This window comes from Bacillus sp. AK25 (assembly GCF_048270685.1).
Taxonomy (GTDB): Bacteria; Bacillota; Bacilli; order Bacillales; family Bacillaceae; genus Bacillus; species Bacillus altitudinis.
In genome coordinates this window covers 2896599-2910606 of record NZ_JBLUWC010000001.1, presented here as the reverse complement: position 1 = coordinate 2910606, position 14008 = coordinate 2896599, and the positions used below count along the sequence as shown (strand labels likewise).

15 protein-coding genes are annotated in these 14008 nt (G+C 42.5%); 8 read left to right on the top strand and 7 right to left on the bottom strand.

Annotated elements, in window-relative coordinates:
- Nucleotides 1–18 precede the first annotated feature (18 nt).
- Nucleotides 19–1413, top strand: coding sequence for a class II fumarate hydratase (gene fumC / locus ACNO7B_RS15220; protein ID WP_017359275.1), 1395 nt, complete (start codon nucleotides 19–21; stop codon nucleotides 1411–1413).
- A 113-nt stretch (nucleotides 1414–1526) separates the two neighbouring features.
- Here the strand turns inward: fumC and ACNO7B_RS15215 are convergent, their stop codons facing one another.
- Nucleotides 1527–2405 (bottom strand): TetR/AcrR family transcriptional regulator, encoded by an 879-nt coding sequence (locus ACNO7B_RS15215; RefSeq protein WP_017359276.1) that lies wholly within the window; start codon nucleotides 2403–2405, stop codon nucleotides 1527–1529.
- A gap of 191 nt (nucleotides 2406–2596) precedes the next feature.
- Here ACNO7B_RS15215 and spxO point away from each other — a divergent pair, with 191 nt between their 5' ends.
- Complete coding sequence (gene spxO, locus ACNO7B_RS15210; RefSeq protein ID WP_008347070.1) at nucleotides 2597–2761, top strand: anti-adapter protein SpxO; 165 nt, start codon at nucleotides 2597–2599, stop codon at nucleotides 2759–2761.
- Between the two features lie 21 nt (nucleotides 2762–2782).
- On the opposite strand, the gene ACNO7B_RS15205 is transcribed toward spxO, so the two are convergent.
- Both ACNO7B_RS15205 and ACNO7B_RS15200 read right to left on the bottom strand, forming a co-directional pair.
- Nucleotides 2783–4114, bottom strand: coding sequence for a HAMP domain-containing sensor histidine kinase (locus tag ACNO7B_RS15205; RefSeq protein ID WP_007500323.1), 1332 nt, complete (start codon nucleotides 4112–4114; stop codon nucleotides 2783–2785).
- Nucleotides 4111–4785 (bottom strand): response regulator transcription factor, encoded by a 675-nt coding sequence (locus tag ACNO7B_RS15200; RefSeq protein WP_008347066.1) that lies wholly within the window; start codon nucleotides 4783–4785, stop codon nucleotides 4111–4113. The genes ACNO7B_RS15205 and ACNO7B_RS15200 overlap by 4 nt, the downstream gene beginning before the upstream one ends.
- A 337-nt stretch (nucleotides 4786–5122) precedes the next feature.
- Here ACNO7B_RS15200 and ACNO7B_RS15195 point away from each other — a divergent pair, with 337 nt between their 5' ends.
- Nucleotides 5123–6493 carry a S1C family serine protease gene (locus ACNO7B_RS15195; RefSeq protein ID WP_008347064.1) on the top strand — a complete coding sequence of 457 codons (1371 nt, stop codon included), beginning with the start codon at nucleotides 5123–5125 and terminating at the stop codon, nucleotides 6491–6493.
- Nucleotides 6494–6736: 243 nt separating this feature from the next.
- Here the strand turns inward: ACNO7B_RS15195 and ACNO7B_RS15190 are convergent, their stop codons facing one another.
- Nucleotides 6737–7579, bottom strand: a complete 843-nt coding sequence (locus ACNO7B_RS15190; RefSeq protein ID WP_057079106.1) for an oxidoreductase — start codon at nucleotides 7577–7579, stop codon at nucleotides 6737–6739.
- A gap of 113 nt (nucleotides 7580–7692) precedes the next feature.
- On the opposite strand from ACNO7B_RS15190, the gene ACNO7B_RS15185 reads away from it, so the two are divergent.
- The 3 genes from ACNO7B_RS15185 (at nucleotide 7693) to ACNO7B_RS15175 (ending at nucleotide 9439) form a co-directional block, all read left to right on the top strand.
- A complete protein-coding gene (locus ACNO7B_RS15185; RefSeq protein WP_171465740.1) occupies nucleotides 7693–8139 on the top strand; it encodes a YusW family protein in 447 nt (148 codons plus the stop codon).
- A gap of 145 nt (nucleotides 8140–8284) precedes the next feature.
- Nucleotides 8285–9115, top strand: coding sequence for an ABC transporter ATP-binding protein (locus ACNO7B_RS15180; protein WP_035389352.1), 831 nt, complete (start codon nucleotides 8285–8287; stop codon nucleotides 9113–9115).
- Nucleotides 9116–9187: 72 nt separating this feature from the next.
- On the top strand, nucleotides 9188–9439 hold the full coding sequence (locus tag ACNO7B_RS15175; RefSeq protein WP_035389350.1) for a YusU family protein: 252 nt from the start codon (nucleotides 9188–9190) through the stop codon (nucleotides 9437–9439).
- A gap of 31 nt (nucleotides 9440–9470) precedes the next feature.
- On the opposite strand, the gene ACNO7B_RS15170 is transcribed toward ACNO7B_RS15175, so the two are convergent.
- The 3 genes from ACNO7B_RS15170 to ACNO7B_RS15160 are packed head-to-tail and all read right to left on the bottom strand — an operon-like array spanning nucleotide 9471 to nucleotide 10230.
- Nucleotides 9471–9818, bottom strand: coding sequence for a spore coat protein (locus tag ACNO7B_RS15170; RefSeq protein WP_417901662.1), 348 nt, complete (start codon nucleotides 9816–9818; stop codon nucleotides 9471–9473).
- Nucleotides 9819–9830: 12 nt separating this feature from the next.
- Complete coding sequence (locus ACNO7B_RS15165) at nucleotides 9831–10082, bottom strand: hypothetical protein (RefSeq protein ID WP_060698253.1); 252 nt, start codon at nucleotides 10080–10082, stop codon at nucleotides 9831–9833.
- 10 nt (nucleotides 10083–10092) lie between these two features.
- On the bottom strand, nucleotides 10093–10230 hold the full coding sequence (locus tag ACNO7B_RS15160; RefSeq protein ID WP_008347049.1) for a YuzL family protein: 138 nt from the start codon (nucleotides 10228–10230) through the stop codon (nucleotides 10093–10095).
- Between the two features lie 199 nt (nucleotides 10231–10429).
- On the opposite strand from ACNO7B_RS15160, the gene ACNO7B_RS15155 reads away from it, so the two are divergent.
- Nucleotides 10430–12817 (top strand): 3-hydroxyacyl-CoA dehydrogenase/enoyl-CoA hydratase family protein, encoded by a 2388-nt coding sequence (locus ACNO7B_RS15155; RefSeq protein ID WP_019743166.1) that lies wholly within the window; start codon nucleotides 10430–10432, stop codon nucleotides 12815–12817.
- A 12-nt stretch (nucleotides 12818–12829) separates the two neighbouring features.
- Nucleotides 12830–14005 carry an acetyl-CoA C-acetyltransferase gene (locus tag ACNO7B_RS15150; protein ID WP_019743167.1) on the top strand — a complete coding sequence of 392 codons (1176 nt, stop codon included), beginning with the start codon at nucleotides 12830–12832 and terminating at the stop codon, nucleotides 14003–14005.
- Nucleotides 14006–14008: the final 3 nt, after the last annotated feature.

Below are 14008 nucleotides of genomic sequence, written 5' to 3'. Positions count from 1 at the left end.
GCTATGGAGGGATACATAATGACAGAATTTAGAATCGAAAAAGATACAATGGGCGAAATCAAGGTGCCACAGGACAAGTTCTGGGGTGCACAAACACAACGAAGTAAAGAAAATTTCAAAATCGGTTCTGAGAAAATGCCAAAGGAAGTTGTGAATGCGTTTGCAATTTTGAAACGTAGCACAGCGATTGCGAACGAACGTCTTGGCAACTTAGAAAGTGAAAAAGCTGAAGCGATTGCTGCTGTATGTGATGACATCATCAGTGGTAAGTATGACGAGCATTTCCCGCTTGTTGTATGGCAAACAGGAAGTGGAACACAAAGTAACATGAACATGAACGAAGTCGTCGCAAATAGAGCAACTGCTTACTTGAAAGATAAAAATAGTGAATTCAGCATTCACCCGAATGACGATGTCAACCGTAGCCAAAGCTCAAATGATACATTCCCAACGGCTATGCACGTGGCAGCTGTTTTAGCTGTGTACAAAAAGCTATTGCCTGCGATTGACCAGTTAAGAGCGACGCTTGATGAGAAAGCAAAAGCATACCAAGAGATCGTGAAAATTGGCCGTACGCATTTGCAAGATGCAACACCTCTTACAGTGGGCCAAGAGATTAGCGGCTGGGTGTACATGCTTGATCGTTCAAAAGAAATGATTTTAGAATCTACTGAAAAAATGAGAGAACTTGCCATTGGCGGAACAGCTGTTGGTACGGGAATTAACGCACATCCTGAGTTTGGTAAATACGTGGCAGAAGAAATCAGCCAGTTAACAGGTCAAACGTTCAATTCTTCACCAAACAAATTCCATGCGCTGACAAGCCATGATGAAATCACATATGCACACGGTGCGCTTAAAGCACTTGCAGCTGACTTAATGAAAATTGCCAATGATGTGAGATGGCTTGCAAGTGGTCCTCGTTGCGGAATTGGTGAATTGATCATTCCTGAAAATGAGCCAGGCAGCTCCATTATGCCAGGAAAAGTCAACCCAACTCAAAGTGAAGCTTTAACAATGATTGCCGCACAAATCATGGGGAATGATGCAACAATCGGTTTTGCCGCAAGCCAAGGAAACTTCGAGCTGAACGTATTTAAGCCGGTCATCATCTATAACTTCTTGCAGTCAGTTGAATTGCTTGCTGATGGTATGAACTCATTCCATGACAAGTGTGCCGTTGGAATTGAACCAAACCTAGAAACGATCGAGAAAAACCTAAACAATTCATTGATGCTTGTGACGGCACTCAACCCGCACATCGGATATGAAAATGCAGCGAAAATTGCGAAGCTTGCGCACAAAGAAGGATTAACGCTAAAAGAAGCTGCCCTTCAATTAGAATTATTAACAGAAGAGCAGTTTGAAGAGTTTGTGAAACCAGAAGAAATGGTGACACCGAAAGCAAAATAAGACACCAGAGGCCTCTGTGCCTCTGGTTTTTTTATGGAAACTTCCTGAAATCACAGAAAAGAAGTTTGATTGTTTGTCACAATCATAAACCCAGGGCAAGCAAGCCCTGGGTTTTATAAATGATCTTCTTTTAGAATGCGTAATAAGGAGCCGGAGACCGGCTGAAGCGGTGTGTATAATTTCAATTGATAAAGCATGCCTTTGACGATGACTTGTCTTGGTTTTTGTTTGTTTAACTCGTTTTCTAAAATGCCAAGCGCTTCAAATAAATCTGGCTCGTCTTTCACTTCATAATGTGCTTCTGCCAGCTCTCTTAATTCTTTTAATAGAGATTCTGTGAGCGGGTCAAATGATCGTTCATAAATCGGGCCGAACCAGTCGCTTGCTTGGTCCACAGAAATGAGTGGATGGTCATTGCGCTTCATCATACCGCCCATTAGATCATCGATACGGTGAATCATTGTTGCGGCAAGCTCCTCTGCTTCGAGCTGAAAATCATATAAAATGGCAAGCTCAAAGTAAACGTGACTCATGCCCTCAATCGTTAAACATAGATCAGCCATATAAGGAATGGCCGCATCTCCATACACTTGCTTAATGTTATCAATGTGCAACTGAATCGTCGCAAGTCGAATTTGCTTTGCGAGCTGTTGCGTTTCTTCGTTCAATGGGAGCGCCCTGTCGCTTAGCTGCATTTTAATAAAATCTTTTTGCTGCAAAATATTATCGTAATAGACAGTGAGCTGTTTCCGGTAGGCCTCTTTTGGTGTGCCGCCCTCTGTTTGAACCTCATGAATCCGGGTAAATACCTTATCGTAATAGTAATGCAAGATCGAAATAAGTAGTGCTTCCTTCGATTTGAAATAAAGGTAAAACGCACCCTTTGACATGTGGCATTCATCCGCAATTTCCTGAACAGACGTTGTATTATAGCCTTTGCTGGCAAATAACTTCATACCAGCCTCAATAATCATTTTTTCTTTCTTTTTCAATATGAATGTCATCCTTTCTTACCGAGCGACAAATGTCTTAGGAAACGTGCGCAAAGAGATGTGACTTATCGGTCATAAACGACAAAACTTTTCAAAAATTAATCAGATTGTAACTTGTTTTTTACAGTGTAATTCTTTATATTATAAAGTAAGGTGACCAACCGGTCAAAAATGTGAAAGGATGATGTTCCATGAGAGAAATTGATGATATGATTAGACGCTTGAAAGCAAAAGGAATTCAAGTAGAAAAAGTCAAAATGCCGAAAGAGACAACCATTGAAAAGAAATGGATGTATCAAGCTGGCAAGAAGATCAAAGCCACATACCGTGATTTCAATGGGTATTCATTCATCTAAAAAAAGACTGCGGTGTAAAACCTACAGCCTCTTCTTTGGAACAGTGATCGTATAGCGTACACCTAGTTCATCATTTTCAATTGATATGGACGCTTGATGCATCGAAAGAATTCGTTTGACAATGCTTAATCCAATGCCGAATTCGCCCTTTTTTCCCTTACTAAAAGGTTCGTATAGGCTGGATAGCATGTGTTCTTCAATTGGAGGGCCATCATTACGAATGACGATGCGAATTTGATCCTCTTCCTGCTTCATATGAATATCAATTTTATTTTTTGCGTAGCGAAGTTGATTTTCTAATACATTTTCAAATAATTTGCTCCATTGTTCTGGATCGCCTTCAAGTGCAGCCTCATCATCTAAGTCCACGTTCCACTGCAATTCATTTTTCGACCAGCGTAAACGGTCAACCACTTCCAGCATTGTATTACTCACAAGGAAGGGAGAATGCGCCGGATGTTGTTTTGATAAATAATCAAGCTTTGTTAAATACAGCAAATCTTTGATTTTCTTCTCAAGCTTTTCCGCTTCGCCTTCAATCACTTCCACCGTTTGTTCAAGATCTCCTTTAGGGAAAATTCCATCTTTAATAGACTGCGTATAACCGCGGATGACCATCACAGGTGTTTTTAAGTCGTGTGATATATTTTGCAAAAGCGTTCGTTCTGTTTCATCCTTTTGAATGAGCTTTTGTCTCATTTCTTCAATCGTATGCCCCAGCTTGCCAATTTCATCTTGCCGGTCAACCATCACAGGATCGTCCCAGTCTTCTTGTGCAATGCGCTTGACGTGCTTTTCAAACGCGACGATTGGACGTGATAAGTAGCGGGCGAGCCAAATCGATGGAATCCAGCTTAGTAAAATAACAGTTCCTAAGATGAAAATCAGCTGTTTAAACAGTGTAAAGGACAAGTCATCTCGATAAGAATCGGGTGCATATGACAAGAGAATATATTGTGTATTGCCAGTTGAGACTTTTTTGATCACAAAAAAGATATGCTGGCCATTCACTTCTTCAGAATAGCGTTTTGTTGCGCTTTTTTGTTTTTTAACAAAGGACTGCACTTTTTCAATAAAGGCATGCGGGAAAAACTGAGCCATTTGATTTAATTCATCTGACGGAATCAGAATGTGCTGAACCGAGCGGTTTTCTGGTGTCGACTTTGGTGAGCCGTCTCGATTCAGAGGGTATTCTGTTAACACTTGCTGCTCGTTTTCGATGTTTTTATAAATTTCATTCGTAAAGAAGCTGCGTAATGTATTTGAAAATAAAATGATCAGGACAATCGAGATGGTGAGTAAAATGCCAGAGATGACAACCCAAATTTGAAAAGCGAGTGGTTTGTTCTTCATCCTTTTAGCATCCTATAGCCAAATCCATAAATGGTCTCGACTTTTAAGTCAGGCATTTTTTTTCGCAGCCGTCTGACAAGATCATCGACCACACGATCTGTCCCGAAGTAATCGTGCCCCCAGATCTTGACGAGGATATCTTCCCGGGAAAAGGCATGTCCTTGATGATGGGTAAATAAGAGCAGCAAATCAAATTCCTTAGACGTTAAGTTAATCAGCTGATCTCCTTCATACACCTCTCTTACGTCCTCGTGAATGATATAGGAAGAAACGGGTGTGACGCTTTGCTGAGGTGTGTCACTGTTTTTATATACAAGCTCCAGCAGCTTTTGCACGCGGATGATCAGCTCGCGCGGAAGAAAGGGTTTCGCAATATAATCACTGCTCCCGAGTTCTAAGCCAAGCACACGATCAATATCTGCATCACGTGCCGAAATAAAAATGACCGGTACGTCAGGCGAGGCTGCTTTGATTTCTTTAATGAGTGTGTAGCCGTCCGTATCAGGCAGCATAATATCTAAAATCCATAGATGCGGTGGCTTGTTCATGGCCGCGCGTGCCGCTTCTCCGGTTAAAAAAGAGGACACATTCCAATTTTCACTCTCTAAATATTTGGTTAACAGTTCATTTAAATTCTGCTCATCTTCAACTAAATAAATGGTGTACGACAAAGTCTTCCACATCCTCTCAACGTCATTATAACGGGATACAAAGGCGGCATGTCAACAATCACACGCTTTTTTCACAATTTCACATATTCTTCTCATTATTATCCCATAATGTTTGTTTATGATAAGCTCAAGGGAAAAAAGGGCATAGACAAAAGGCTAATGAATAGGTGCTTTTCACCAATGTGCACACCTTGCTTTTTTTCTATGAATAAGTATTATATAATTTGACATATTGTCATAAAGAATTTTTCAATGATATTGCCATTAAGAGGACATGAGTCCTGTCTAGACATATGAATGAAGCATTTCATGAAAATGATGCAAAGGAGTGCAAGCGATGGATTTTCGAAGAGAAGATGAAGAGAAAAAAATGAATGATCAAGAACACACACATCAAGAGAATGAGAAACAAATAGAAGAACCAGAAAAAGAGAAAGAACTCGTTTTTCACCATCATGAAAACGAAGCATCTGCCTCTCAGGAGAGGGTGACAAATGGGTCTCCTCAAGTGATTGATGACCGTTCGTCTAAAAAGGAGAAAAAACGAAAGGCTGCATGGCTAAGTCCGATTCTTGGAGGGATTATTGGTGGCGGTCTTGTGCTTGGCATTACACCGCTTTTACCGCAGTCACAAGATACAGCGGCAAACACTCAAACCCAAACAGCATCAAGCGAACCGGCTTCATCTGAAAATTTCTCAACAAAACAAATCACCAATGCGACGAATGTTGCTGATATGGTAGAAGATTTAGAGCCGACGATTGTAGGGGTCTCAAACTATCAATCTACACAAAACTCGTTCGGTCTTAGCGGTGATTCAACTGAAGCAGAAGCTGGAACGGGTTCTGGTGTCATCTTCAAAAAAGATGGAAAAAAAGCATACATTATCACAAATAACCATGTAGTCGAGGGTGCCAATAAATTAAAGGTCACACTATACGATGGGAAAACAAAAGATGCGAAGCTTGTCGGCAGTGACGTAATGACAGATTTAGCTGTCGTGGAAATAAATGCTGACGGCATTGATAAAGTTGCAAGTTTTGGAGATTCTTCTAAGCTACGTGCTGGAGACAAAGTCATTGCAATCGGGAACCCGCTCGGTGCGCAGTTCTCTGGTACAGTAACAGAAGGGATTATTAGTGGTCTCGATCGTACCGTTGAAGCCAATACATCATCTGGAACTGTTGAGATGAATGTACTTCAAACAGATGCAGCCATTAACCCTGGAAACAGTGGCGGTCCGCTGATCAATACAGACGGTCAAGTCATCGGCATCAACAGCTTGAAAATTAGCGAAAGCGGAGTAGAATCACTCGGATTTGCGATCCCAAGTAACGATGTAAAACCGATCGTAGATCAGCTGTTGAAAAATGGAAAAGTCGAACGTCCTTACCTTGGCGTACAAATGATTGACCTTGAGCAAGTGCCTGAAACGTATCAGGAAAATACACTTGGCCTATTTGATAAACAAATCGGTAAAGGCATCTATGTAAAAGATGTTTCAAAAGGATCTCCTGCACAAAAAGCAGGCTTGAAGTCTGGAGATGTCATCATCAAGTTCAAAGGAAAAGATGTAGCGAACAGCTCACAGCTGAAAGAAATCCTTTATAAAGAAACAAAAATTGGCGATAAAACGACAATGACTGTCATTCGTGATGGAAAGAATAAAAATCTTGATATTACCCTTGGGCAGTCTGATAACGAATAAAAGAAAACAGGTGGATAAAAGATCCACCTGTTAGATTGTTGACAAAGGGCTAAAATGAACTTGATTTTAGCCCTTTGTCTTCTTTTTTTCAGCGTGATAGAAAACCTTTGAAGTCTAGGAAGGACGAGTACTGGCGCGGAGCGAATTTGACATTCGTGAGCACCAGCACGCAGGATGACAAAGAATGCGAAGGTTTGTCTACACGCTGACAGGTGGATAAGCGATCCACCTGTTTTTTTGTGCCTATTTTTTTGAGGATAGTGTCCGTAAAATAATGTTTTCCCATACATTCCAAGGCAGGAGCTGCTTTGCTATGAATGAAAGACGAACACCTTTCCCGACAAGATACCTTAGCTTCTTTAGCCGCTTCTTCTCTGCAAGCGAAACCACAAGCTCTGCAACTTCGCCGGGATCTCCATAGTTGTTTTTTTGAGCCTCTATATAGGACATCATCTTTTGATAAATAGCTGTGTATTTAGAACCTTCTGCAGGCGGCGTCATTTGCTCATTCATGGAGGTGTTCCAAATGTTCGTTTGGAAAGAACCCGGCTCAATCAAAGCGGCCTGAATGCCAAACGCAGCCAGCTCAATTCGCAAACTCTCTGTATAGCCCTCTAGCGCAAACTTTGACGATACATATGGAGAGAGTGCGGGCATTCCCATGAGTCCGCTGATACTGCTCATATTCAATATTTTTGCACCGCTCGTCATCAACGGAAGGACTGCTTGTGTCATTTCTATCACACCAAAGACATTCACTTCGAATTGCTCTCGGTACTGATCAACAGGCACCTCTTCAGCAAAACCAGCATAGGCCGTTCCCGCATTGTTCACAAGCAGGTGAATGGGAGCATAGGCATTAAGCCTTTTTTGAAATGCTTGAATGGACTGTGTATCTGTCACATCTAATGCTTCAATATGTATTGATTCGGATAAAGCGGCGTTCTTTACTTCTTCGGCAAGCTTTTTCGCATTGGTTTCCTGTCTTACGCCAGCAATCACAGTGTACCCTTGCTGAGCGAGACGCAGTGTGATGAGCTTTCCGAAACCGCTGTTGGCACCAGTCACAATGGCTGTTTTATTCATCTTCCGGTTCTCCTTTTTGTTTTAATCTACCATAGTCTGCTGTTTTATTGAATAACCAAAAGGGGCTTGGAGAAGAATAAAAAACGATGCTATGAAATAGGAGGAAACACATGATGTGCTGGAAGAAGGCGGGACTGCTAGGAGTGCTGTTCTTTATGCTGTCTGGCTGTCGTTCAATCGAACCAATACAACATCCACATGAAGCAGAAGCTGAAAGTCTGTCAGCTGTTCAAATGAAGGAATTGCCATTTCAGCATTTGCAATTGCACGTACAATATGGACAAAAAAGCGAATTATATGAAGCTACCTATCGTCAAGCTGGTGGAAGAGAAGAAGCACTGATTCGAGATCATATGAATGGTGTCCGCTATGAAGGGGAAGAAGCTTTACGTGAAATGAAAATGAAGCTCAATGATATGTCGATTCCTAGTGCAAAGCTGAATGAAACATATGTCAATGAGTTATTATCTGCTTTTAATTTAGATGATGATTATCAGCGGATACGAGTCGATATCAAGCTCGAAGATGGGACAAAACGTGCATTCGAAAAGAAAAAGTAAACGAGACTTTCTCATTTTTTAATTGAAAATGATTTTCAAGATCACTTAAATCTGATACACTAAATTGAGATAAGTGATCTTTGACGTCTACATAGACGATATTCAATATAAAAAATTTGGATGAGAAAAGGAGCGTTTGAGCGGAATGAGTGCCATTTCTACTGAAGGTTTAAGCTTAGGTTACGGAGAAACAATGATCATAGACGAACTAAATGTGTCAATCCCTAAGGGTGAAATCACAGTATTTATTGGCAGCAATGGATGCGGTAAATCCACGCTACTTCGCTCTTTGGCCCGTCTCATGAAGCCAATGGGTGGTTCTGTCCTTCTTGAAGGTCATTCCATTGCAAAATTACCAACAAAGGAAGTGGCGAAACAGCTCGCCATTCTTCCGCAAGGACCAGAAGCGCCAGAAGGATTAACGGTGCATCAGCTCGTCAAGCAAGGGCGATATCCTTATCAAAATTGGCTGAAGCAATGGTCAAAGCAAGATGAAGAAGCGGTTAATCGCGCACTAAAGTCAACGAAGATGGAAGACCTTGCTGATCGAACGGTTGATTCATTATCAGGTGGACAAAGGCAGCGTGCATGGATTGCGATGACACTGGCTCAGGAGACGGATATTATTCTATTAGATGAGCCAACAACGTATTTAGACATGACGCACCAAATTGAAATCCTGGATCTTCTTTTTGATTTAAATGAAAAAGAGCAGCGCACGATTGTCATGGTTCTGCATGACCTCAATCTCGCTTGCAGATATGCGCATCACCTTGTGGCCATTAAAGACAAGGCGATTTATGCAGAAGGAAGACCGGAAACTGTCATTAACTGTGATCTTGTGAAAAATGTTTTTGATATGAACTGCCAAGTCACAACAGATCCTTTATTCGGAACGCCGTTATGTATTCCGCACGGCAGAGGACGCTGTATTGTCCAACAGGCACAAGCTGAGACATTTCTTGCTGCAAGATAATCGTATGTGAAAAGCCTGACATCTGTTACATGCAGAGTCAGGCTTTTTTCTGAAAAAAGGAGCGGAATACCAATGGGAAATGAATTAGATGAAAAGCTCGAAGGCCTGCTTGATAAATATACAGAGCTGCTGCTTGGTGAAACGAATGAGGAACTGAAAAGAGAGGTCACGCAGTGGATCATCTATTCTCATATTGCCAAAAGCATGCCGCCTTTAGCCAAGCATTTTAATGACATGTATCCAGAGGCAAAAGAAGACATCAAAGAAATGATTCAGCGGATCAAGCAATTAAATGAAGCTCATCGTGCGAATAAAGACCGTTAAAAAACTGCCAGCTCAAACTGGCAGTTTTTCTTTATGACATGGGTGATGATCCGTACGGTGATTGATCTGTCAGTGTTTGCTGGAACTTTTGATGTGCCTGCTGGAGCTTCTGCTGGTCAGCGGCTTGGACAGAGTACCAGCCATATTTGAACATGACATCATATAAATGTCTTTGCGTTTTTTGTGTTTCTAGCGCAATTCGCTGAATATCTTGGTAAAGAGATTCATGGCTGAATTCATTGAGCGCTGTGTTATATCCGCTTGTCATATATTTTTCAGTCGACAAAAGGTCTGTGACAAAGTCGCGATCGTTCATGTTTGTCGTTGTTGGAACCGGCGTTTGTGGATTCCCGATTTTTTGTTGGTTTTGCTGTTCCATGTCTGTTACCTCCTATTGCATAAAGCCAGAAGACTGGCCTTGCCCTGAGCTGCCTAAATGCTGAAGAATTTGTGTGTAATGCTGATGATGCATTTGGCCAACTTGATTGAGTTCTTGTTTCAATGTTTGATCCTGACAATGCTCGGCCATAAAATGAGCCTTTTTCATGGCGATCAAATTCCAGTTCAGCATATCCTCTAGGTACAAGGAATCTTTTACTGAAATCACCTGTGGGGGCATATTCATTTGCTGGTTGTTCAAGATGTGTTCCTCCTTACGATTTCTTTTTATATTGCTGATTTTGACTGGTCTTTTTACCACCTAGGTCTGCTTCTTGTGATGGACCTGCGTTTCCTTTCACACTTGCAGCACTTACGCCTGCTTTTGATGGGTTCTTTTGCAAACGAGACATGTGGACATCACCTCCATTCTTACAATTCCCCCTCGTCTTTAATTCATACGCTGTAAAGAAAGTCGCATGAGAATGTGTAAATTTTTGAAATCTGCTATTGAACTGTTTCGGAAAATCTTTTAAGATAAAGAAAGAGGCATTGCTTTTTTTTGGACAAAAAATGAATGACTGTTCATTCAAAATGTTTAGGGGGATATTTATGGGCAAACATATTCGCAAGGCGGCTGTCATTGGTTCAGGTGTCATGGGCTCAGGCATTGCTGCACATCTAGCCAATATCGGGATACCAGTAACATTGCTAGATATTGTGCCACATGAACTGACAAAGGAAGAAACGGCAAAAAAGCTAACGCTTGATCACCCTAGTGTTCGGAATAGATTAAGCCAAGACGCAATGAAAAAATTGTTAAAGCAAAAGCCAGCACCTCTTACTTCAGCCAAAAACCTATCATACATCACACCCGGAAATCTCACAGATCACCTTTCCTTATTACACGATGCTGACTGGATCATTGAAGTCGTCACTGAAAAGCTCAGCATTAAACAACACGTATTCTCTCTCATCGACGAACACCGCAAAGAAGGCAGCATCGTATCCAGCAATACATCCGGTATTTCTGTTGAAAAAATGGCAGAAGGCCGATCAGCTGATTTTAAACGCCACTTTTTAGGCACTCACTTTTTTAACCCAGCTCGTTATTTAAAGCTGTTAGAAGTAATTCCTATTCAAGAAACAGATCCAGAAGTACTCTCATATATGAAAACATTTGGTGAAGATGTACTTGGCAAGGGTGTGGTCGAAGCAAAAGATACACCGAACTTTATTGCCAACCGAATTGGCACTTATGGGCTTCTTGTCACAGTGCGTGAAATGCTTGAGAACAAATACACGATCGGAGAGGTCGATTCTGTTACAGGTCCACTCATTGGCAGACCGAAAAGTGCGACCTTCCGCACACTTGATGTGGTGGGACTCGACACATTTTCTCATGTAGCCCGCAATGTGTATGAACAGGTAGAAGGAAAGGAAAAAGATATTTTTCAGCTGCCTGAGTTTATGGAAAGAATGCTCGAAAAAGGGTGGATCGGCAGCAAAGCAGGGCAAGGATTTTATCAAAAAAACGGAAAGAGCATTTTAGAGCTTGATCCTGTCACACTCACATACGGAGAACGGACAAAGCTGAAGGATCCGGGCATTGACATTGCCAAGCAGCAAAAGGGGACAAAAGCGAAATTGAAAGCGCTTATTTATCAAGACGGCCGTGCTGGGCAATTGCTTTGGAATATGACCGCACCTGTTCTTCTTTATTCAGCTCAACTAAAAGGCGACATTGCGGATGATATTCAGTCCATCGATAACGCCATGAAATGGGGATTTGGCTGGCAGCATGGCCCGTTCGAGCTGTGGGATGCGATTGGCGTGAAAAAAGCCGTCAGTCGAATGGAAGCGGAAGGGCACAGCATCCCGACCTGGGTGCGAGATATGCTTTCACAAGGACATGACACATTCTATCAAGAAAATGCCGAAGGAGACCGTGCATTTTATCAGAATGGTGCTTATGAACAGGAAAAGGGAAACGACAAGAATATTTCGTTAGCTAGATTGAAAAAGAAACACGATGTCATTTTTAAAAATACAGGTGCAAGCTTGATCGATATCGGGGATGATGTTGTCTTGCTTGAATTTCATTCGAAAAGTAATGCCATTGGGCTTGATGTCATTGATATGATCAATCGTGCTGTAGATGAAACGGAAAAGAATTATAAAGGGCTGGTCATCGGTAACCAAGGAAAGAACTTCTGTGTTGGTGCGAATCTCGCCTTAATTTTAATGGAAGCACAGGACGACAACTTCTTTGAAATTGATTTTGTCATTCGCAGGTTCCAGCAGGCGATGATGAAGGTGAAGTATAGTGACCGTCCAGTTGTGGCTGCACCATTTGGTATGACACTTGGCGGAGGGACGGAGCTTTGTCTACCAGCAGCCGCTATCCAAGCGTCCAGTGAAACGTATATGGGGCTTGTCGAAGCGGGGGTCGGACTCATACCGGGCGGAGGCGGAAACAAAGAACTCTATATTCGCCATCTGCAAGGAGCGGAAAAGCCATCAGCAACTGCGATCCAAGATGCTACGCTACAAACCTTTGAAGCCATTGCGATGGCAAAGGTATCTACATCAGCAGAGGAAGCGCGTGATATGAAGATGCTCCGAGTGAATGACCGGATCAGCATGAATGGTGATCATTTAATCCATGATGCGAAACAACTCGTTCTTTCTCTTGATGAAGCGGGTTATCGTGCACCTCTGAAGCGAAAGGTGCCCGTGATGGGGGAAACAGGCTACGCAGCAATGGTGCTGGCTGCTGAAAACATGAGATTGTCTGGATACATTTCAGACCATGACATGACCATTGCGAAAAAACTAGCACATGTCATTTCTGGCGGCAAATTGCCATTTGGTACAGAGGTGGATGAACAATACTTATTAGAGCTTGAAAGAGAAGCCTTTTTAAGTCTTGTAGGGGAAGTCAAATCTCAGGCACGCATGCAGCACATGCTCGTTAAAGGAAAACCTTTACGTAACTAGGGGGGAGTCAAAATGAGAGAAGCAGTGATTGTAGCTGGCGCAAGAACACCAGTAGGGAAAGCCAAAAAGGGATCATTAAAACATGTCAGACCTGATGATATGGGCGCATTGTGTGTAAAAGAAACGCTAAAGCGTGCCGGTGATTATGATGGAACAATCGATGATTTAATCATCGGATGTGCGACACCAGAAGCAGAGCAAGGGCTGAATGTGGCCCGGAATATTGGGGCATTAGCAGGTTTGCCATATACAGTACCTGCTATTACCATTAACCGCTATTGCTCTTCTGGTCTGCAGTCAATTGCTTATGCAGGTGAACGAATTATGCTTGGGCAGGCAGAAACCATTTTGGCCGGAGGCGTCGAATCGATGTCGCAAGTCCCAATGATGGGTCACTCCATTCGTCCAAACGCTCTTTTGACAGAGCAAGCGCCTGAATACTATATGAGCATGGGCCACACAGCGGAGCAAGTGGCGCAAAAGTATCAGGTCACAAGGCAAGATCAAGATGCTTTTGCGGTGAGGAGCCATCAAAAGGCAGCAAAGGCACTTCAAGAAGGGAAATTTTCAGATGAAATTGTTCCCGTTGATGTGACAGAAAGACGGGTAGGAGAGCAGAATCAACTAGAAGAACGCCAATTTACGTTCTCACAAGATGAAGGTGTCAGAGCGGGCACAACAGAGGAGGTTCTCTCAACGTTACGACCTGCCTTCTCAACAAAAGGCACAGTGACTGCAGGAAACTCTTCGCAGACGAGTGATGGAGCGGCATGTGTCATGATGATGGATCGCGAAAAAGCATCTTCTCTTTCTCTTCAGCCGCTCGCCAAGTTCAGAGCGTTTGCTGTTGGTGGTGTACCACCTGAAGTCATGGGAATTGGGCCGGTTGAAGCCATTCCGCGTGCGCTGAAAATCGCTGGTCTAGAGCTGAAGGACATCGGGCTGTTTGAATTAAATGAAGCATTTGCTTCTCAGGCGATTCAAGTCATTCGTCATTTAGGGATCGATGAAGAGAAGGTAAATGTCAACGGCGGCGCCATTGCATTAGGACATCCGCTAGGCTGTACAGGAACGAAACTCACGCTGTCCCTCATTCATGAAATGAAACGGCGAAATGAACAATTTGGTATTGTGACGATGTGTATCGGCGGGGGCATGGGAGCAGCAGGCATTTTTGAATTGATCTAAAGG